Origin of the sequence: Actinophytocola sp., from assembly GCF_045807065.1 — a bacterium.
In the GTDB taxonomy this organism is placed as follows: Bacteria; Actinomycetota; Actinomycetes; order Mycobacteriales; family Pseudonocardiaceae; genus Actinophytocola.
In genome coordinates this window covers 1-20,051 of the sequence record NZ_JBJMIE010000787.1, presented here as the reverse complement: position 1 = coordinate 20,051, position 20,051 = coordinate 1, and the positions used below count along the sequence as shown (strand labels likewise).

Annotated in this window: 18 protein-coding genes and 1 pseudogene; 8 read left to right on the top strand and 11 right to left on the bottom strand. The window is 72.5% G+C overall.

From position 1 onward, the window contains the following. A pseudogene (locus ACJ73U_RS45845) lies at window positions 1-1,253 on the top strand (hypothetical protein); the annotation flags it as partial. Here the strand turns inward: ACJ73U_RS45845 and ACJ73U_RS45840 are convergent. From ACJ73U_RS45840 to ACJ73U_RS45805, 8 genes are all read right to left on the bottom strand, one after another. Then, the gene (locus tag ACJ73U_RS45840) at window positions 1,250-2,518 is read right to left on the bottom strand and encodes a glutamate mutase L (RefSeq protein ID WP_407784091.1); all 1,269 of its coding nucleotides are present in this window, start codon (window positions 2,516-2,518) and stop codon (window positions 1,250-1,252) included. The pseudogene ACJ73U_RS45845 and the gene ACJ73U_RS45840 overlap by 4 nt on opposite strands. Then, window positions 2,502-3,998, bottom strand: a complete 1,497-nt coding sequence (locus ACJ73U_RS45835; protein WP_407784090.1) for an amino acid permease — start codon at window positions 3,996-3,998, stop codon at window positions 2,502-2,504. The genes ACJ73U_RS45840 and ACJ73U_RS45835 overlap by 17 nt, the downstream gene beginning before the upstream one ends. A 206-nt stretch (window positions 3,999-4,204) precedes the next feature. Next, window positions 4,205-5,125: a cation diffusion facilitator family transporter gene (locus ACJ73U_RS45830; protein ID WP_407784089.1), complete on the bottom strand. Its 921-nt coding sequence runs from the start codon at window positions 5,123-5,125 to the stop codon at window positions 4,205-4,207. A gap of 145 nt (window positions 5,126-5,270) precedes the next feature. Continuing rightward, window positions 5,271-6,464: a mannose-6-phosphate isomerase, class I gene (gene manA, locus ACJ73U_RS45825; RefSeq protein ID WP_407784088.1), complete on the bottom strand. Its 1,194-nt coding sequence runs from the start codon at window positions 6,462-6,464 to the stop codon at window positions 5,271-5,273. Window positions 6,465-6,470: 6 nt separating this feature from the next. Then, window positions 6,471-7,571 carry a hypothetical protein gene (locus ACJ73U_RS45820; protein ID WP_407784087.1) on the bottom strand — a complete coding sequence of 367 codons (1,101 nt, stop codon included), beginning with the start codon at window positions 7,569-7,571 and terminating at the stop codon, window positions 6,471-6,473. Window positions 7,572-7,602: 31 nt separating this feature from the next. Next, complete coding sequence (locus ACJ73U_RS45815; protein WP_407784086.1) at window positions 7,603-7,818, bottom strand: Trm112 family protein; 216 nt, start codon at window positions 7,816-7,818, stop codon at window positions 7,603-7,605. 14 nt (window positions 7,819-7,832) lie between these two features. Further along, a complete protein-coding gene (locus ACJ73U_RS45810) occupies window positions 7,833-9,188 on the bottom strand; it encodes a phosphomannomutase/phosphoglucomutase (protein WP_407784085.1) in 1,356 nt (451 codons plus the stop codon). Window positions 9,189-9,261: 73 nt separating this feature from the next. Then, the gene (locus ACJ73U_RS45805) at window positions 9,262-9,633 is read right to left on the bottom strand and encodes a DUF3499 domain-containing protein (RefSeq protein WP_407784084.1); all 372 of its coding nucleotides are present in this window, start codon (window positions 9,631-9,633) and stop codon (window positions 9,262-9,264) included. An 81-nt stretch (window positions 9,634-9,714) separates the two neighbouring features. On the opposite strand from ACJ73U_RS45805, the gene ACJ73U_RS45800 reads away from it, so the two are divergent. Then, window positions 9,715-10,188, top strand: a complete 474-nt coding sequence (locus ACJ73U_RS45800) for a metallopeptidase family protein (protein ID WP_407784083.1) — start codon at window positions 9,715-9,717, stop codon at window positions 10,186-10,188. Window positions 10,189-10,349: 161 nt separating this feature from the next. Here the strand turns inward: ACJ73U_RS45800 and ACJ73U_RS45795 are convergent, their stop codons facing one another. Then, a complete protein-coding gene (locus ACJ73U_RS45795) occupies window positions 10,350-13,664 on the bottom strand; it encodes a glycosyltransferase (protein ID WP_407784082.1) in 3,315 nt (1,104 codons plus the stop codon). A 37-nt stretch (window positions 13,665-13,701) separates the two neighbouring features. Further along, the gene (locus ACJ73U_RS45790; protein WP_407784081.1) at window positions 13,702-14,013 is read right to left on the bottom strand and encodes a WhiB family transcriptional regulator; all 312 of its coding nucleotides are present in this window, start codon (window positions 14,011-14,013) and stop codon (window positions 13,702-13,704) included. Window positions 14,014-14,246: 233 nt separating this feature from the next. Between ACJ73U_RS45790 and ACJ73U_RS45785 the strand changes: the two genes are divergently transcribed. From ACJ73U_RS45785 to ACJ73U_RS45770, 4 genes are read left to right on the top strand one after another with little or no spacing between them, the layout of a single operon-like run. After that, a complete protein-coding gene (locus ACJ73U_RS45785) occupies window positions 14,247-15,017 on the top strand; it encodes a site-2 protease family protein (protein ID WP_407784080.1) in 771 nt (256 codons plus the stop codon). 14 nt (window positions 15,018-15,031) lie between these two features. Further along, window positions 15,032-15,997, top strand: coding sequence for a 2-phospho-L-lactate transferase (gene cofD, locus ACJ73U_RS45780; protein WP_407784079.1), 966 nt, complete (start codon window positions 15,032-15,034; stop codon window positions 15,995-15,997). Continuing rightward, window positions 15,990-17,156: a coenzyme F420-0:L-glutamate ligase gene (locus tag ACJ73U_RS45775; protein ID WP_407784078.1), complete on the top strand. Its 1,167-nt coding sequence runs from the start codon at window positions 15,990-15,992 to the stop codon at window positions 17,154-17,156. Before cofD ends, ACJ73U_RS45775 begins: the two co-directional genes overlap by 8 nt. Then, complete coding sequence (locus ACJ73U_RS45770; protein WP_407784092.1) at window positions 17,153-17,701, top strand: NUDIX hydrolase; 549 nt, start codon at window positions 17,153-17,155, stop codon at window positions 17,699-17,701. Before ACJ73U_RS45775 ends, ACJ73U_RS45770 begins: the two co-directional genes overlap by 4 nt. 307 nt (window positions 17,702-18,008) lie before the next feature. On the opposite strand, the gene ACJ73U_RS45765 is transcribed toward ACJ73U_RS45770, so the two are convergent. Next, on the bottom strand, window positions 18,009-18,917 hold the full coding sequence (locus ACJ73U_RS45765; RefSeq protein ID WP_407784077.1) for a DNA-3-methyladenine glycosylase family protein: 909 nt from the start codon (window positions 18,915-18,917) through the stop codon (window positions 18,009-18,011). Window positions 18,918-18,985: 68 nt separating this feature from the next. Between ACJ73U_RS45765 and ACJ73U_RS45760 the strand changes: the two genes are divergently transcribed. Further along, window positions 18,986-19,447 carry an adenylyltransferase/cytidyltransferase family protein gene (locus ACJ73U_RS45760; protein ID WP_407784076.1) on the top strand — a complete coding sequence of 154 codons (462 nt, stop codon included), beginning with the start codon at window positions 18,986-18,988 and terminating at the stop codon, window positions 19,445-19,447. A 146-nt stretch (window positions 19,448-19,593) separates the two neighbouring features. Then, window positions 19,594-20,004: a hypothetical protein gene (locus tag ACJ73U_RS45755; protein ID WP_407784075.1), complete on the top strand. Its 411-nt coding sequence runs from the start codon at window positions 19,594-19,596 to the stop codon at window positions 20,002-20,004. Window positions 20,005-20,051: the final 47 nt, after the last annotated feature.

Genomic DNA, 20,051 nt, shown 5'->3' with positions numbered 1-20,051 from the left:
TCGGTGTGCTGCTGGTACCGGCCGCTCGGATCGCGCGGCGGGAGTGGCGGGGCCAGCCCAGGGAGCTGCGGCCGTGGGCGGGCGGCTGGATGGCCGCGCCGGTCCTGACCGTGGCGGCGCTGCTCGGCGGCGGTTTCGGCGCGGGGCTGGGGTTCGTGGTGCAGCGGCTGCTCGGCACCGACTGGCTGCCGCCGGGGTACGGCCCGGTGACGATGCTGTGGGGCGCGGGCGCCGTCCTGGGCCTGGTGGTCGCGGTGGTGGTGGCCCCGTTCGCGCTGTGGCGCCTGCGGACGACGTCGTCCGCGGAGGCGTTGCTGATCGGGTCGCCGGTGCGGGAGTGGCGGCTCGCGTCGTGGCAGCGGCGGCATGTGCACCACGTGGTGCTGGCGTGTGCCGGAGTGCTGTCCGCGGGTGCGGCGATGGCGCTGTACTTCCGTTTCGTGGCGCCGCCGGACTGGTTGACGCCGCTGACCGGCGTCGGTGTGCTGGCGCTCGGCGCGCTGGCGGGTGCCCTGCTGCGGGCGGTGTACAACGCGGCACGGGCACCGTCGTCGGCGCGGCAGCTGGGGGTGTTGGCGGACCTGGCGTGCTTCTGGCCGCGGGAGGCGCATCCGATCGTGCCGCCGTGCTATGCGGTGAAGGTGGCGCCGGAGGTGGCGGCCCGGACGGTGGCGCACCTGCGGGAGCCCGGGACGCGGGTGGTGCTGGTGGGTGAGAGCCACGGCAGCCTCCTGGTGGCGGTCGCGGCGGCGCGGCTGCTCAACTCGCTGGACGAACCGGAGCGCCGGCGGATCGGCGTGGTGACCGTGGGGTCGCAGCTGCAGTGGGCATACACGCGGGCTTTTCCGGCCGTGCTGCCGTTTTCGTCGCTGGAGACGCTGGCGGGCGAGCTGGGGACGCGGTGGCGCTCCCTGTGCCGGGGAACGGATCCGCTGGGCGGCGCGGTGACGACGTGGCGGCGGCAGGTGTTCGAGGGTGCGTTGCTGGGGATGGGGTTGCGGCCGGACGGGACGCCGGGACCGTTGGCGGCGGCGGAGCGGGGGCCGTCGGGGGCGTTGGTGTTGGGGCTGGACCACTGGCTACCGGACCCGCGGCGCGCGCCGCTCACCGGCCGGCGGTGGACGCCCGGGTTGCAGCGGCACGGGAACTACTCGGCCGATCCGGAATGGGACCGGGCGGTGGCGATGGCGGCCGGGCTCGATCCGTCGGAGCCGCCGACGCTGTTCCAGCTGCCGGGAGTCGCCCCGAGTTAGGGGCGTTGCGCGGTGGCCGTGGTGAGTGCCGTCAGCAGGGTGGCGGCCGTCGTGGTGTGGCCGGCCTGGGTCAGCAGGCCCGCCGGGCCCAGGCGGCCCTCGCGGTCGACGACGACCCGGGCGTTGCGGAGTACGGGCCCCAGGTCCGCGCGCAGCTCCTTCTCCAACTCCACCAGCGAGTTCGCGTGGCGGAACACGCCGCCGGACAGGACGAGCACCGTCGCGCCGGTGGGGCCCAGTTGGCCGACCATGCGTAGGTGGCGGCGGATCGCCAGTGTCGCCGCCAGGCGGGCGATGCGCAGGTCGGTCCGCTGCTCGTCGGGCGTCGCCGGTACGAAGTCGACGGTTTCGTTGCGGTGGCGGGCCTTCGCGGTCAGGTCGGTGTCCGGCGGGAGGAGGCGTTCGGTGATCGCTTCCGCCACCACCCCCGGGGCGCTCACCCGCATGCCGATGTCGCCCTCGACGGTTCTGCGGTCCGGCGGGAGGGCCACCGTGCTGGCCGGTCGCTCGTCCACCGCGGAGACCGCCGAGTAGACGTCGGTCGTCGCGCCGCCCACGTCGACCACCAGCACCGCGCCCTCCTCCTGCCGGGCAAGGGTCGCCACGCCGGACAGGACCGCGTCCGGGGTCACGGTGCTGACCAGCTCGCGGAAGCGGCGGCCCCGGGACAGGCCCTTGCCGCCGATCACGTGTGCCAGGAACACCTCGCGGATCGCGGCCCGGGCCGGTTCCGGGGCCAGTTCACCGACATCCGGTAGCACGTTGCCGGTGGCGACGACCGTTCGGCCGGCCAGGATCGCGAGGGCCGCGTCCCGGGCCTCCTCGTTGCCGGCCAGCACGATCGGGGCCGTGATCCTGGCCCGCGCCAGGCAGGACGCGTTGTGCAGCAACACCTTCTCGTCGCCGCCGTCCGTGCCGCCCACCAGCAGCACGACATCGGGGCGGGACGCGCGCAGGGCGTACACGTTGGCCAGCGACCCGGCGGACACGTGGACGACCTTCGCGCCCGCCGACAGTGCCACCCGGTGGCCGGCTTCCGCGCTCACCAGACGTTCCTGGCCCACCACCGCCAACCGCAGGCCGCCGCCCGCGGACGAGCAGGCCAGGGTCTCGGCGGCGGGGGGCAGCGCCGCGGTCACCGCCGCGACGCCGTCCATCACCTCCGGCGGGGTGGTCCGGTGTTGTGCCACACCGAGGAGCGTGCCGTCCCGGCCGACCGCCACGCCCTTGGTCCAGGTGGAACCGACGTCAAGACACAGGAACATTCTTACCCAGCAACGAGTTCCGCCGGCCGTACGCGAAGTACACCACCATGCCGATGATCATCCACACGAAGAACCGGACCCACGTCAGGATGGTCAGGTTCAGCATCAGCCACACGCACGCGACGATCGCCAGCGTGCCGATCACCGGCAGCGCCGGCACGCGGAACGAGCGCTCCAGGTCCGGTCGCGCGCGCCGCAGCATCATCACGCCGCCCGACACCAGGATGAACGCGAACAGCGTGCCCACGTTCACCATCTCCTCCAGCTTGCCGGCCGGGAAGAACGTGGCCGCGGCCGCGACCAGTGCGCCGACCAGGATCGTGGCGCGGACCGGGGTGCCGTGCCGCTCGTCCGTGCGGGACAGGGCACGCGGCAGCAGGCCGTCGCGGGACATGGCGAACATGATGCGGACCTGGCCGAGCATCAGCACCATCACGACCGTCGTCAGGCCCGCCAGTGCGCCGATCGAGATCACGTTCGCCGCCCAGTCCACGTGGTTCAGCGCGAACGCGGTCGCCAGCGTCTTGTGCTCGCCGTCCTCGCCCGTGGCCAGGTCCTGGTACTTCACCATGCCCGTCACCACGAACGAGACCGCGACGTACAGCACGGTGACGATCACCAGCGACCCGATGATCCCGCGCGGCACGGCGCGCTTGGGGTCGCGGGTCTCCTCGGCGGTCGTGGCGACCACGTCGAAGCCGATGAACGCGAAGAACACCAGCGACGCGCCGGCCAACAGGCCGAAGATGCCGAACGCGGAGCTGCTGCCGCCGGCCAGCCACGAGAACACGGTCTGGTCCACGCCGGTGGACGCCGAGGAGCCGGTCTTGGTGGGTGGGATGTACGGGCTGTAGTTCGACGCCTTGATGTACGCGATGCCGAAGAAGATCACGAACAGCACGATCGCGACCTTGATGCCCGTGATCACCATGCTGACCCGCGAGGACAGCTTGGTGCCGAGCGCCAGCAACACGGTCAGCACGACCACCAGCACGAGCGCGCCCCAGTTGACGGTGACGCTGCCGACGTCGAACGTGGTCTTGACGTTCTCGCCGAAGATGTAGGACAGCACGGTCTGCAGGTACTCCGACCAGCCGGTCGACACCGCGGCCGCGCCGACGGCGAACTCGAGCACCAGGTCCCAGCCGATGATCCACGCGACGAGCTCGCCGAACGTGGCGTAGGAGAACGTGTACGCGCTGCCGGCCACGGGGACCGTCGACGCGAACTCCGCGTAGCACAGCGCCGCGAGCCCGCACGCGACCGCGGCGAGCACGAACGCCAGCGACACCGACGGCCCGGTGAGGTCACCGGCGGTCCGTGCGGTGAGCGTGAAGATGCCCGCCCCGATGACCACGGCGACGCCGAAGACCGTGAGGTCCCACGCGCTGAGGTTCTTCCGCAACCGCGAGCCGGGCTCGTCGGTGTCCTTCATCGACTGCTCTACCGACTTGGTCCGCAACAACCCTGTTCCGGCCACACCAGCCTCCATCCCCAACCGTCCGCCCGACCCTAACCCCGCGCGTGTCCAACCGGCCCGACACGCGTGTCCAACACCGTGGACGCGCGAGTTCAACGAACTCGGCTATACCCCTTAGCCGCGTTTGTTGAACTCACCGGTCACGAGCGTTGGACACGCGAGTTCTGGGCGTTGGACACGCGGGGTCTGGGCGTTGGACACGCGGGTCAGGTCTTCGCCGTGCTGCGGTCCAGATCCGGTTCCAGGTAGATCAGGCGGGCGGCGGGGACCGCCTCGCGGACGCGGGCCTCCGCCCTGTCGATCTCGGCCGCCACGTCCACCAGCGGCAGACCCGGTTCGAGGGCGATCTTCGCCGCCACCAGCAGCTCCTCCGGGCCCAGGTACTGGGTGCGGATGTGGATCAGGCGCTGCACGCGGCCGCCGACGAGCGCGTTCGTGATCGTGTCCAGCTCGCTCGTCGTGGCGCCCTCGCCGATCAGCAGGCTCTTCATCTCGATGATCAGGATGACGGCGATCACACCGAGCAGGACACCGATCATGAGCGTGCCGACGCCGTCCCAGATCGGGTCGCCGGTGATGACCGACAGGCCGACGCCGAACAGGGCGAACACCAGGCCGAGCAGGGCACCCGAGTCCTCGAGGAGCACGACCGGCAGCTCCGGCGTGCGCGACTGGCGGATGAAGCCCCACCAGGAGACGTTCCCCTTGATCTTGCGGGACTCGGCTATCGCGGTGCGGAAGCTGTAGCCCTCCAGCCCGATCGCGACCACCAGGATGATCACCGCCACGATCGGCGCGGTCAGCGGCTCGGGGTGTTGCAGCTTGTGGACGCCCTCGTAGATCGCGAACGCCGCACCCAGCGTGAACAGCATCAACGCGACGACGAACGAGTAGAAGTACCGGTCACGCCCGAAGCCGAACGGGTGCTCCGGGGTGGCCTTGCGCTTCGAGGTCCGCTGGCCGAGCAGCAGCAGGCCCTGGTTCGACGTGTCCGCGACCGAGTGCACGGCCTCGGCGAGCATCGACGACGCCCCGGTGACCGCGAACCCGACGAACTTCGCCAGCGCGATCCCCGCGTTCGCCCCCAACGCCGCGAGGATCGCCTTCGTCCCGCCCCCTGCGCTCACCAGCCCACACTCCTTCAGCCCCTGTCGCTTTTGTCGCAGTGTGCAGCCTAGAGACCCACACGGCGGACCGCTCGGCTACCCGCCGCCCAGCAGCCCGCGAGACGCCCTCCCGCAAGGGCGCTCAACGTCTCACGGAGGGGTGCCGTCAGGGCCGGTGGCCGCAGGTGGCGGCGAACGCGAGGGCGGCCGCGCCGGCCGGGCGCAGGGTGACATCCGGGTCGCTGGCCGGGATCCACACCGACTGCCCTCGGGTGAGCGTCGTCTCCCCGGCGGACAGCGCGCCGTCGATCACCACCAGGATGCGTGGGGTGCCGCCGGGCAGCGTGACCGGCTCACGCGACCCGTCCACCCACGCCAGGCGGGACAGCTCGAACTCCGGCGCCGACGTCCGGTACACGTGCCGGGCACCGGCGGGCTCGCCCGTCGTGACCCCCATGTCGCCGTAGCCGAAGTCGAGCACCCGTAACAGCTCCGGCACGTCCACGTGCTTGGGCGTGAGCCCGCCACGCAGCACGTTGTCCGAGTTCGCCAGCACCTCGACGGCCGTGCCCCGCAGGTAGGTGTGCAGGTTCCCGGCCGGCAGGAAGATCGCCTCGCCCGGCGCCAGGACCAGCCGGTTGAGCAGCGAGGCCGCCAGCACGCCCGCGTCGCCGGGGTAGCTCTCGCCCAGCTCCAGCAGCGTCCGGCACTCCAGCTCGAACGGCCCGTGCTCCTTGACGTGCACGACGCACTCGTCGAGCAGCGGCGGCACCAGCGCGTCGATCTTCGGCTGCGGCAGCGTGATCCACGTGGTGAACAGCGCACGCAGGCCCTCGCGGTTCGGCTCCGCCGCCAGCAGCTCCACGTACGGCGAAAGCCCCGGCGTGGACACCGCGCGCAGCAGCGACACCGTCTGGTGCGGGTCGCGGAACCCGGCCAGCGCGTGGAACTCGGTCAGCGCGCACAGCAGCTCGGGCTTCGGGGTGGGGTCCGGGTAGTTGCGGTTCGACGCGTCCCGCGGGATGCCCCTGGCCTCCTCGCGCGCGTACCCCTCGGCCGCCTGCGCGGCCGACGGGTGGGCCTGCAGGCTCAGCGGCTCCTCGGCGGCGAGCACCTTCAGCAGGAACGGCAACCGGCCGTTCCACCGGGAGGCGACCGCCTCGCCCAGCTGGCCGGCCGGATCCGCGGCGAGCACGTCCAGCAACGACCGGGAGCCGACGCGCGACGGGTCGCCCGGGTGCGCGCCCAGCCACAGCTCGGCCTCCGGGTGCGGCGCGGGCACCTGCTTGCCCAGCAGCTCGGCGATGGCCATCCGGGAGCCCCACGCGTAGGGCCGGACCGGGTTGTCAAGCAGCTCCAAGAGCGTTCACTCCCTCGGCCGGGCCGGCGTGTACCGGGTGGTCCCGCCGGTCGTGCCAGCCGCCAGCCCCAGGTACAGGGCGGCCAGTTCGAACCGCAGCGCGAGCACGGCCGCGCAGGCGGTCGTGTCCGCGGTCATCTCCTCGGCCGGCGCGATCAGGTCCGCGTCGGGCAGCATGTCGGCGGCGAGGTGCCTGACCGGGTCGGTCGGCAACGCGCTCACGGCCAGCAGGAACGTCCGCAGCGGTGAGACCGAGGCCGGCTCGAGGTCGTCCGGGTCGGCGAAGATGTCGGTGCCGGACGCGGCCTGAGTGGCGGCGCGGTGCAGCGCGGTGCGGCTCGCGGCCTGCTGGTACGGGGCGGCGTCGCACACGATGCCGGCGTGGGTGGCGAGCATCTGCGCGGCGTACAGGGCCACGCCGGACGCCACGTCGTCCAGGCCCCACAGCAGCGGCGTCCGCTCGGCGAGCCGCAGCGCCAGCGCCTTGGCGGGGTTCACGAAGGACTCGTGCTGCATGTGCCCGCGCTCGGCCTCGCGGTCCAGCTCGTCGGCGACCATGTCGAGGTCGGTGCGCAGCAGTTCGAGGGTCGTGGCGGTGAACAGGCCGGCGGCGAGCGCGCGTGGGAAGCCGAAGCCGGGCGGCACGGGCACGCGCGGGGTGATCAGCACGGCCTTGCCCGCGGCGGCCGCGGCGACCGGGCCGTCCTCCGGCGCGGTCAGCACGACGCTCGCGCCGTAGCGCGCGGCACGGTCGACGGACTCGGCCAGCGCGATGTCACCCGGGTCCTCGGTGTGCGCGACCACCACGTCCAGCGCGCTCAGCCAGGGCGGCGCGGTGTCGGTGAGCACCACCGGCACCCCGCACTCCCGGCCGAGCAGCGACATCAGGACCTTCGCCGCGACCGGGCCGAGGCCGGGGCAGGTGAGCAGCACGAGCGCGCGCGGCCGGTGGCCGGCGAGGCGGTCGATGCCGGCGTCCCGGCCCGCCTCCAGCGTGGCCCGCACCTGCGCGCCGGCGCGGGCCGACGCGGGCAGCAGGCCGTCCGCGTCGACGTCGGTCAGACGGCCGAGGTCGTCGAGCAGGGTGTCGTCGACCGCGGCATTCACGACCGCGCCTCGCGCCAGTGGTTCGCTCCGCTCACGACTCCGCGCCCTCTTCGTTCGGTTTCGGCTCGATCGCCTCGTCCAGCAGCAACACCGGGATACCGTCTTCGACGCGGAACTGGCGGCCGCATGACGTGCACGTCAGCACATCGGCCTCCGGGTCGGTCGGCGCGCCGGGATGCAGTGGCGCGTGGTCGTCGGACGGGCAGGCGAGGATCTCGAGGAGCCTCGGGTCGAGCTGGACGGCCATGTCCCCTCCTTGTGTCAGGCGCGGACGATCGCCAGTACCTCGTCGCGGATGGCCGCGACCGCGTCGCCGTCCGGTGCCTCGATGTTCAGGCGCAGCAGCGGTTCGGTGTTGGACGGCCGGATGTTGAACCAACCGCCGTCGGGCAGCTCAACCGTAAGACCGTCCAGCTCGTCCGTGCGTACCCCGTCACGCCCGGCGAACGCCTCCTTGACCGCGGCCATCCGGCCGGCCTGGTCGTCGACCGTCGAGTTGATCTCACCGGACGCGGCGTAGCGGGAGTACGCGCTGGTCAGCACGGACAGGGGGCGGACGTCCTCACCGAGCGCGGCGAGGACGTGCAGCGCGGCCAGCATGCCGGTGTCGGCGCGCCAGAAGTCGCGGAAGTAGTAGTGGGCGGAGTGCTCGCCGCCGAAGATCGCGTTCGTCCTGGCCATCTCGGCCTTGATGAACGAGTGGCCGACACGGGTCCGGACCGGCTTGCCGCCGTTCTCGGCGACGATCTCCGGCACCGCCTTGGACGTGATCAGGTTGTGGATGACCGTGCCGCCGGGGTCCTTCTTCAGCTCGCGGACCGCGACCAGGGCGGTCACCGCGCTCGGCGAGACCGGCTCGCCGCGCTCGTCGACCACGAAGCAGCGGTCGGCGTCGCCGTCGAACGCCACGCCCGCGTCCGCCCCGACCTCCCGGACCTTGGCCTGCAGGTCGACGATGTTCTTCGGGTCGAGCGGGTTGGCCTCGTGGTTGGGGAAGCTGCCGTCCAGCTCGAAGTACATGGGCACGATGTCGATCGGCAGGCCCTCGAACATGGCCGGGACGGTGTGGCCGCCCATGCCGTTGCCGGCGTCGACGACGACCTTGAGCGGCCGGGACTTCGAGAGGTCGACGAGTTTGTGCAGGTAGGCGACGTACTCGGGGAGCATGTCGCGGGTCTCCAGCTTGCCGGCGGTCCTGCCCTCCGACGGCGGCGTCTCGGCCTCGACGTCGCGCTGGATGTCGGTCAGGCCGGTGTCCTGGCCGACCGGGGCGGCGCCCGCGCGGCACAGCTTGATGCCGTTGTACTTGGCGGGGTTGTGGCTGGCGGTGAACATGGCGCCCGGCAGGTTGAGGTGGCCGGAGGCGAAGTAGAGCATGTCCGTGCTGGCCAGGCCGATCATCACGACGTCGAGGCCCTCGCGGTTCACGCCCTCGGCGAACGCGCTCGCGAGGCCGGGCGAGGACGCCCGCATGTCGTGGCCGATCACGATCGCACCAGCGTCCGTGACCTGGCGGGCGAACGCCGCGCCCACGTCGCGGACGAGGTCCGTGTCGAGCTGCTCGCCCACGACACCACGGATGTCGTAGGCCTTGAAGACGCCGGACAGGTCTCGCACCAGTGCTCCCCGAGAGGTCTGCGGATTTGCCTCTGGCGAGCCTACCGGCGGTGCGGTGAAGCCCGGCCAGGTGTTACTCGGTGACCGGGTTGGGTAGAACTCGAAGATGACCCCGGCGGCCCGTCGTCGGCGCGCCGGGCAACGGCTCGGGTGGGGGCTCGATCGGGCGGTCGGGCCGGCCGGCCTCACGGACCGCCTCCGCCAGCGCGGTCAGGTCGTCGACGGTGGGCTCCGGGGCGGCGAACTCGCCGTCGTGCCGGACGACCTCCCAGCCACGCGGGACCGTCAGGCGCAGCGCGTGCTCCTCGCACAGGTCGTAGCTGTGCGGTTCGGAGTAGGTCGCGAGCGGCCCGACGACGGCGGTCGACTCGGCGTAGGCGTAGGTCAGGGTCGCGACGGCCGGGCTTCCGCACCCGGTCCGCGAACACTTCCGCACGCTCCGCACGAACGTGGACGATAGCGCGTCCCGGTGGAAATAGCCCCTCGCCACACCGTGGAGGTTCGTGGGCTCGATACCCTCAAGTCTGTGACCTCGACACGCGGCAGACTCTCCCGAAGGCGGCGCCCCAACCGGGACCGCCATGGGCGTGGGCTGCGCGGGTCGCTGTACCCGTCGACGCTGCCGGCCGCGTCGACCCGCGCCGAGCGCTTCGACGCCCTGGTACTGGCGGCCCTCGAGCCGATCGAGGCCCGCTGGCGCACGGAGCTGACCAAGCTGGACGTGGCCGTCGACGACGTGCCGGACGTACGCGGGGACGACGCCACGATCGCGGCCGAGGGGACGCTCACGGACGCCGGGGTGCCCCTGGCCCGGTTGGTGCCGGCGGGCATGGACCGCCGCGGGCTACCGACGAAGGCCCGGATCGTCCTGTTCCGGCGCCCCCTGGAGGCCCGCGCCCGCGACGGCGCCGACCTGGCGGACCTCGTCCACCACGTCCTGGTCGACCAGGTGGCCAACTACCTGGGCGTGGACCCGAACATCATCGACGGCGAAGCCTGACAACCCGCGTGTCCAACGCTCCGGACGCGCGTGTCCAACCGAGGGGACGCGCGAGTCCAACCGAGCGGACACGTGAGTTCAACAAATCCCGCCGTCAGGTTTTGTTGAACTCAGCTGTCGTGCGCGTTGGACACGCGGGTTCTGGGCGTTGGACACGCGGGTTAGCGGGGGCCTCGGCTGGGGATGGCCGTCAGTGCGATGAACAGGACCATGGCCGCCTGGGTCAGGAGGAGGACGCTGCGCAGGGCGGTCGGCTGTTCCACCTGGACGTTCGCCGCTCGGGTCGGGAGGGAGACCGCCACCAGGTGGTTCCATGCCCGCACGATCGGCACCGGGCGGCCGTCGACCGTCGCGGTCCAGCCCGGTTCCTCCTCCGCCGTGATGACCAGTAGGCGGCCGTCCGGGCCGTCGGAGACGCGGACCGCCACCGACGGCGGGGCGGCGTCCACCGGGACGAGGCCGCCCGCGCCCAGCTCCACCGGGGGCTCACCGCCCGTGACCGCCCGGCGTGCCTGTTCGGGGGACAGCAGCGTCACCGATCCGGCCGCCGGTTGCAGCCGCAGCACCGGCCGGCCGTCGGACATCGGAGGGGCCTCGACCACCAGGTCGCCGGCCGACTCCCGCAGCGACGCCGCCTCCGACGAAGAGGGCACCACCACGAACAGCACGCCCGCGGCCGCCGCCTGGGCCACGCCCGCCTTCGGGTCCGAGCGCAGCACCTCGGCCAGCGAGCGCATGCTCACCGCGTCGTTCACCGGTGCCAGGTCGTCGTCGCCGAAGGACGGCATGCGGCCGGCGGTCATCCTCGGCTCGTCCGACGGCGAGGACGGCAGCACCAGCACCCACCGGTGGGACTCCGCGAGGTCGTACGACAGCGTCGAGGCCAGGTGCGGCACCTCGTTGCTCAGCGGCCCCGAACGGCCCGCCACCAGCGCGCCCACGGCCAACCCCAGAACCCCGAACACCCCCAGCACCGCCGCCGGCCGCACCCACGAGATCGCCGGCCCGCCCGCCCGGCACACCCCCAGCAACGCGTGCAGCAACCCCCACCCGGCCAGCACCAGCCCCGGCCCGGCCCACCCGTACATCGGCAGCGCGCCCGTGATCGGCGGCGCACCCATCAACCGCACCAGGGCGACCGCGCACCCGCCGGTCACCGCGAGCGCCAGTCCGGGGAACGCCGTCCGGCGCGGCCGCACGGCGATGCCGACCAGGGCGAACGCGACGACCACCAGCCCAACGGCCGGCCACGCACCCGGCCCACCCGGGTCCAACGACACGAGCTCGAACAGCGACACGACCGGCGTCGGCACGTAGGCGCCCACCCCGTGGATCACGACCCCGGGGTGCTGGATCAGCACCGCCGGCCACGGCAGCAGGAGCGCGAGCGGCATCAGCACCACCACGAACAGCGCCGCCACCCGCCGCCCGCCGGTCCCCCGGTAGCCGGGCAGCACGACGAACCCGGCCAGCGCGTACGCCACCAGCAGCAGGTGCACCAGCGGCGAGAACGCCCCGATGACGGCCAGTCCGAACGCCGACGACGCGGCCGTCGACAGCCAGGCCGCCGAGGTGGTCCGCGACCGCCCGAGCAACGCGATGATGCCCGTGGTGACCGGCGGCACGAGCAGGTGCGCGACCACCGTGTCGAGCCGCCCCTGCGCGACGGCGGCGGTCGCGGGCGGCAGCAACGCGTACGCGGCGGCGACCAGTGCCCTGACCCACCGGTGCACGGGCAGCCGCCGCGTCGCCACGTACGCGAGCAGCCCGGACAGCGGCATGCTGCCCAGCAGCAGCACCGCCACCGCCGCCTGCGGGCCGCCGAGCACCGCGCCGAGCCCGCCGATGATCGCGAGCGCCGCCGGCGCGGGGGCGGCCGTGCCCCCGGACACCGGGTGCCAGGTCTCGAGGTAGGACGACCACGTGGTCGCGAGGTCGGCCACCGGCAGCAGCCGGCCGCCGGTCAGGTCGAACCCGAGCCGCCCGGCGTTGACGAACAGCGCGAGCGCGAGCAGCCCCACGAACAGCAGGACCGGCGGCGCGAGGAGGACCTGCCGCGCGAGCCGCGCCCGGTCGACCTCGACGATGACCAGCTCCGGCGCGGGCCGCGCGGCCCCGTTCCGCGGCACGGGCGAGGGCCTGCGGTGCGGGCTGGGCCGCAACCCGTACGGCAGCACGGTGTCCGGCACCGCCAGCGACACGGCCACCGAGGTCGCCGGCTGCCGCAGCCCGGCCGACCTCCTCAGTCGCCCGGTCGCCCCGGCCGGCAGCGCGGCGGGTCCGACGGGCAGCCGGACCTCCTCGACGACCCGGCCGTCGACGGGCACCACGACCGCGTCCGGCAGCCGGCCGAGCGCCGCGTCCGCCTGCAACCGCCGGCGCACGAGGTGCGCGATCGCCGCCCGGACGCAGTTGCGCAGCCGGGTGAGGCGGGACGTGAACAACCCGCGCACGCCGCGGACCTCGACGGCGGCGTGGCGCAGCGTCCGCCCCTCCAGCAGTCCCGCGCGCCCGCTCAGGACGTACGCGGCGGCGCCGAGCTCCGCCCGTGCCTCGGTGAGCCTGCGCTGCATGGCGAACCCGATCGCACGCACCAGTGACAGCAGCACCAGCCGCGGCACACCCACCACAAAGGACAGCAGCGAGCAGTTCACGAGGAACGTGCGCACGCCCTGTGCCCGCTCGACCGAGGCCGTCGACGCACGCGGCGCGTCGACCGGGCGCTGGCGGGTGAGCACCGCCCGTGCGTGCCGCATCCGCGCGGCCGGCACGCACAACACCACGGTGTTCGCCCGGTTCGCGCGCCAGCCGAAGTCGATGTCCTCACGCAGCAACGTGATCGCGGGGTCGAAGCCGCCGAGCTTCTCCCACAGCTCGCGCCGCACCAGCATCCCGGCCGACGGGACGGCGAGGACCTCGGTGCTCTGCTCGTAGTCCCGGCCCAGCCGCGACCAGTCCACTTCGGACGGACCGAGCCCGGTCTGCCGGTGGCCGCTCGCGTCCGTGGACAGCCCGGCCTCGACCACGAGCCGCGGGTCGTCCCAGTCCAGCGCGAGCGGGCCGAGCACACCGGCGGACGGCGACGCGTCGGCCGCGGACAGCAGCCGGGCGAGGCACTGCGGGTCGGGCGCGCAGTCGTCGTGCAGCACCCAGATCCAGCCGCCGGGGTCGCCCCAGCGCTCGATGGCCGCGGACACCGCCTCCTGCACGGCGGCCGCGAAGCCCGTGTCCCGGTCGAGGGTGAGCACGCCGTCGAGCACGCGGTCCTCACCGCGCGCGGCGTCGCTCAGCAGCCGCGCCGTGCCGTCCGTCGAACCGGTGTCGACGGCCAGCACGTGCCGTGGCCTCGGCGCGGACCGCCGCAACGCGGCCAGCGCCTCCGGCAGCCACTCCTCGCCGTCATGGCAGACCAGCACCGCGAGCACAGGCGCGGTGCGCAGCACGGGCGTGGCTCCCCGCGAGCCGTAGCGTGGCATTCGCACAAGATGCCACGGACGGCTTGAACTCTGCGTCTTACCCCGCGCGTTTCTTCAGCTTGCGCCGCTCCCGTTCGGACAACCCGCCCCAGATACCGAAGCGCTCGTCGTGCCCGAGGGCGTACTCGAGGCACTCCGCACGTACCTCACAGCCCTGGCAGATCCGCTTGGCCTCCCGGGTCGAGCCACCCTTCTCGGGGAAGAACGCCTCCGGGTCCGTCTGCGCGCACAGGGCGCGCTCCTGCCACTCCTGCTCCTCGGCGTCGTCGAGGAGCTCAGCGAGCACGCCGAACTCCCCGTACGGGCGCTCCCCCCACTCCACGACTCGGTCCCCTTCGTCAGCCATCATGTCCGTCCACCTCCCCGCCTTCCGCTCTCCCCGGTCGGCGGACGCCGCTCGCCCTCCCATTGGCGAATGACATCCCTGTGATTACACCCGTGTAGTCGCGGCGCGTCAAGCGATGCACCCGGCCGGGTGATGCCCTAAGGGGCAGAACGAAATACCTCGACGCGACAGCGCAATAACACGAAAATGACGCACCCGCACGGCGACCACACAGCGAACGTTGACACACTGTGTCCGTGCAGAGATCAGCGGTCCGTCCGTCGCCCGTGTTCCTCGCCATCCTGGCCATCGCCATCGCCGGCGGGGTCGTCGCGGCCTTCAGCGACGCGTTCCCCTACTCGAACCCGGACGTGATGGCCAAGGCCGGCATCTTCCTCATGGTGCTGGCCGGGTGGGGCGTCTCACTGTGCCTGCACGAGTTCGGGCACGCGTTCGTGGCCTACCGCGGCGGCGACCGCGAGGTGTACTTCAAGGGCTACCTGACGCTGGACCCGCGCAAGTACACCGACCCGGTCTTCAGCCTCGTCTTCCCGCTGCTGATCCTCGCGGTGGGCGGGATCCCGCTGCCGGGCGGCGCGGTGTTCATCAACCACCACTCGCTGCGCAACAGGCGGACCGAGTCGCTGGTGTCGCTCGCCGGGCCGTTCTTCAACCTGGTGCTCGGCATCCTGCTGATGCTCGTGGTGTCGTTGGTGCAGCCCACGTTCTGGCTCGCGGCCGGGCTGTCCTACCTCGCGCTGCTGCAGATCTTCGCGTTCGTGTTGAACATCCTGCCGATCCCGGGGCTCGACGGGTGGGGCGCGATCGAGCCCTGGCTGTCACCGGAGGCGCAGCGGTTCGGCGCCAAGGCGCGCCCGTGGGCGCCGCTGATCCTCTTCGTGGCCATCTTCGCCGTCCCGGCGGTCGGCAACGCGTTCCAGGAGGTCTCCTACAACCTCTACGAGCTGGTCGGCGGCGACGGCGTCTTCGCCGCCTTCGGGGACCTGGCGTTCCGCTTCTGGGAGTGAGGCACGATGGTGCGGTGAAGGTTGTCGTTCTGGTCGGTGGTGTCGGTGGGGCGCGGTTCCTGCAGGGGGTGAGGCACGCGCTGGGTCCGTCCGGCGAGATCACGGCGATCGTGAACACGGGCGACGACGTGTGGCTGCACGGCCTGCGGATCTGCCCGGACCTGGACACCTGCATGTACACGCTCGGCGGCGGCATCGACACCGAGCGCGGGTGGGGCCGGACCGGTGAGACGTGGACGGTGAAGGACGAGCTGGCCGCGTACGACGCGGGCTCGGAGTGGTTCGGACTCGGCGACAAGGACATCGCGACGCACCTGGTCCGGACCCGGATGCTGCGGGCCGGGTACCCGTTGTCGCAGGTCACCGAGGCCCTGTGCGCGCGGTGGCAGCCGGGGGTGCGGCTGCTGCCGATGACCGACGACCGGGTCGAGACGCACGTGGTGATCGACGACCCCGACACCGGCGAGCGGGTCGCGGTGCACTTCCAGGAGTGGTGGATCAGGCACCGGGCCGCACTGCCGGCGCACTCGATCGTGCCGGTGGGTGCGGAGGAGTCGAAGCCCGCGCCGGGTGTGCTCGACGTCATCGCGGCCGCGGATGTGATCCTGCTCGCGCCGTCGAACCCGGTGGTGAGCGTCGGCACGGTCCTGGCCGTGCCGGGCGTGCGGACCGCGCTGGTGAAGGCCGGCGCGAAGATCGTCGGTGTCTCCCCGATCGTGAACGACAAGCCGGTGCGGGGCATGGCCGACGCGTGCCTCACCGCGATCGGCGTGGCGACCACCGCGGAGGGCGTCGGCCGCCACTACGGGTCGCGCACGTCGGCGGAGGGCCTGCTGGACGGCTGGCTGGTGCACACCGGCGACACGGCGACCGTCCCGGACGTCGAGGTGCGCGCGGTGCCGCTGCTCATGTCCGATGTGGACGCCACGGCCGACATGGTCCGCGCCGCCTTCGCCGTCGCCGGAGTCACCGTTGAGTGATCACGCCGCCGAGGGCAAGGTCGAGATCCTGCCCGTCGAGGGTCTGCCCGAGTTCCGTCCCGGCGATGATCTCTCCGGCGCCATCGCGTCGGCCGCCCGCTGGCTGCGCTCCGGCGACATCGTGGTGGTCACGAGCAAGGTGGTGTCCAAAGTAGAGGGACGCCTGGTGCGCGTGCCGACCGATCCGGAGGAACGGGACCGCATCCGCAGGCGGCTCGTGTTCGACGAGTCGGTCCGCATCATCGCCCGCCGCGCCAGGACGTACATCACGGAGAACCACCTGGGCATCGTCCAGGCCGCGTCGGGCATCGACGCCTCGAACGTGGCGGGCGACGAGCTGGCGCTGCTGCCGGCGGACCCGGACGCGTCGGCGATGGCGCTGAGGTGGGGCCTGCGGGACCGCCTGGGCGTCGAGGTGGCGGTGGTCATCACGGACACGATGGGCCGCGCGTGGCGGGTGGGCCAGACGGACGTGGCGATCGGCGCGTCGGGCATGCGCGTGCTGCACGGCTACCGCGGCCAGGTGGACCGCCACGGCAACGAGCTGGCGGTCACGGAGATCGCGGTGGCGGACGAGGTGGCGGCCGCGGCGGACCTGGTGAAGGGCAAACTGGGCGCGATGCCGGTGGCGGTGGTCCGCGGCCTGACGATCGGCTCCGACACGTCCAGGGCGAGGGATCTGGTCCGCCCGGTGGAGGAGGACCTGTTCCGCCTGGGCACGGAGGAGGCCATCGTCCTGGGCCAACGCTCGGCGGCGCTGCCCGTGCCGTCGCTCACCGACTTCACCGACTTCACCGACGAACCCGTTGCCGAGGACGTGCTGAGGGAGGCCGCGGCGGCCGCGCTGACGGGCGGGGCGGCGGTCCGGTTCGCACACCTGGCCGACCGGGCGCGACGCAAGGACGTGCTGGACGAGCTGGCGGTGGAGCGGCTGTACGGCGCGCCGGAGGTGGTGCTGGCGTTCGGCGCGGACCTGTTCGCGGTGGGCGCCGCGGTGCACCGCCTGCAGGTGGCGCTGGCCGCGGCGGGCCTGGGCAGCCACTGGCTCCCGACGACGTCCCTGCCCGAGCTGGTGGGCGCGGTCGCGGTGGGCCACGTCTCGTCGGCCGTGGCGCCCCCGCGCCCCGAGGACCCGGACGAACGGTTCGAAACATGGTGACCCTGCACGAGGACGCATACGCGACCCTGGCGGCGTGGCGACCAGCCGCCCCGTCCCAGCGGTCCCTGCGGGAGGCGTTCCTGGGGTTCCTGGCGGCCCGCCCGGACGCGTGCCAGCGCTCGTGCGAGCCGGGCCACCTGACGGCGTCGGCGGTGGTGCTGTCGGCCTCGGGCGCGGAGGTGCTGCTGACCCTGCACCCCCGCGTAGGGACGTGGCTACAGCTGGGCGGCCACTGCGAACCGGCGGACCTGACACTGGCAGCAGCGGCCCTACGCGAGGCGACGGAGGAGTCGGGCATCGCGGGCCTGACGATCGTCCCGGAACCGGTCCACGTGGACGTCCACCCGATCACGTGCTCACTGGGCGTGCCGACCCGGCATTTCGACGTCCGGTTCCTGGTCCGCGCGCCGGCGGGGGCCTCGCCGGTCCGCAGTGCGGAGTCCCTTGACCTGCGGTGGTGGCCGGTGAATGGCCTTCCCGAGGACCCGACTGGCTGGACAGGGCTGTCGGAGATGCTGGCAGCGGCGACCCAGGTCCTCGCGTAGTATTTTGACCTGCGGAAACGCGACTTTGGCGAGCCCTCGTAACTTAAGCAACCCCCACCCGAACCCGGGGGGCGGCCCCGGTCCCATTCTACCGGCCAGCACCGACAGTCCCCGGTTGTTGATCTTGCCTGTGGATAGTGGCGATGGTTGTGGACAACTCGCTAAACCGCAGGTCAACAGCGATGCTCTCGGTGGGCCGAACGTGGCGAACCGGGCGAACGGAGCCGGCGGAGGTCTCGTTGCGGTTCGGCGGTTGACAGGAGGGGGCAGTCGTCGACCCGTGATGCGAAGCCGAGAAGCAGATGGCTCACATCTCCCGGAAGTCGCGTGCCGCGTATCGGGGGCCGAAGCGGGGCTTGCCCGGACCGCCGGCCTCGATGTAGCGGACCACGCGGTGCCGGTGCGGCGCGTAGGGCGCCAGCACCGCCAGCATCCCCTTGTCGTCGATCTTCCGCCCCAGCAGGGCGTAGCCGACCAGCCCCGGGATGTGGAAGTCCCCCACGCTGACCGCGTCCGGATCCCCCCACGCCCGCTGCGCGACCTCCGCCGCGGTCCAGAAGCCGATGCCGGGCACCTTGCGCAGCAGGTCGCGTCCCGCCCGCCCCCGCAGCTCCGCCGCCTTCTCCAACCGGTGGGCCACCTGCGCCGCCCCCACCAGCGCCTTGCGCCGGGCCAGGTCCACGCCCGCCCTGTGCCACTCCCAGTCCTGGATGGCCAGGGTCGCGTGGGGCGCCGGCGGCGCGAACATGCCGGCGGGCGCGGGACCGGGGGCCGCCGTGCCGAACCGGCGGCACAGCTCGCGCCACGAGCGGTGTGCCTCGTAGCCGGTGACCTTCTGCTCCAGCACCGACGCCACCAGCAGGTCCCACACCCGGCCCGTCGCCCCCAGGCGCAGGGACATGCGGCGGTGCAGGTCGGCGATCAGGGGGTGGTGGGCCACGAACCCGGAGTGGTCGTCGTCGGCGCCCAGCAGCCGGGGCACGCCGTCCAGGAGCACCTCCGCGCCGTCGCCCCAGGCGGAGGCGCGGACCTCGCCGCCGGCGACGCGCAGTGCCAGCGTGCCGACGCCCGCCGGGGTGTTGGCGACGAGCCACGTCGGGCCGGTGTCCGTGACGCGGAACGTCGGGTCGCCGTATCCTCGCCGCAGTGGCGCCAGCACCGAGCGCAGGTCCAGCGCGAAGTCCGGCCGCCAGCCGTGCTCGAGATGTGCCTGCACGGGTGAAGACGCTACCTCGTTATGCTGCTTGACTTGTCACCCTCGAACCGCTCATGGAGGAATCGACGATGACCACCCCCACACGACCGGCCAAGGCCTCGATCGTGAGTGGGTACTTCAACCCCCTCCACCACGGCCACCTCGACCTCTTCGAAGCGGCTGCCGAGCGGTCCGGGTACCTGATCGTGGTCGTGAACAACGACCGGCAGCAGATGCTCAAGAAGGGCCGGATCATCCAGGTCGAGGACATCCGCGCCAGGATCGTCCGCGCGCTGCGCTGCGTCGACGACGTCTACGTCGCGGTCGAGGACGGTCCCGGCATCGACGAGACGTTCGACCTCATCCGGGCCGCGTACCCGGACACGGAGCTCGAGTTCTGCAACGGCGGTGACCGGCGCGACCTGTCCGACCTGCCGACCGCCGAACTGGCCGCCGCCCAGCGCAACGACATCACACTGCACTACGGCATCGGCGGCACCGACAAGGCCGACTCCAGCACCCGCATCATGGCGGAGCTGGAGGCCAACTAGGTCTGCCCCTTCCTACCTGTCACCCGGCAGGGTGACGGACGATCACGCGTACCCAGGTGTGATTTCCCGGTTCTTCGCTGACGTGGAGCCAAGAAAGGCATACCCTGGACCCCACTATCGACGACGCGACAGGGAGAGGTCGACGCATGGACCCCCGTGACCGGGCCGACGCCATCCTGGCGCGGGCCCGTGCGCGAGGCGCCTTCGTGGTAACTCCGGAGAGCGCCTTATCGCCGATGGACGCGGCGAACACGCTGCAGATCCCGCGAGCGGTCGTCGCGGCGGTCGACGAGCGGGACTCGGAGACGACCATGGTCGTGCCCGCTGTCCCGGCTCAACACGACGAACTGCCTGCCATCGCGCAGGAGGCGCTCACCGATGTGGTCGCCGTGCCGCATCCCGGGCCTCGGTCGCGGCAGCGGCGGCTGGAGCAGCACCAGAGCATGTTGGCGGCACGGGCCGCGGCTCGGGCTGCTGCTGAGGTGGTTGACGGGTTGGTTCCTACCGTTAAGGAACCGCCTGCTGGTGGGTCTCTTTCTCAGCGTCTCGACGGTTGAGTCTGCCGGGTCCGGGTCCGGGTCCGGGTTGGGCGGGTCCGGGGGCG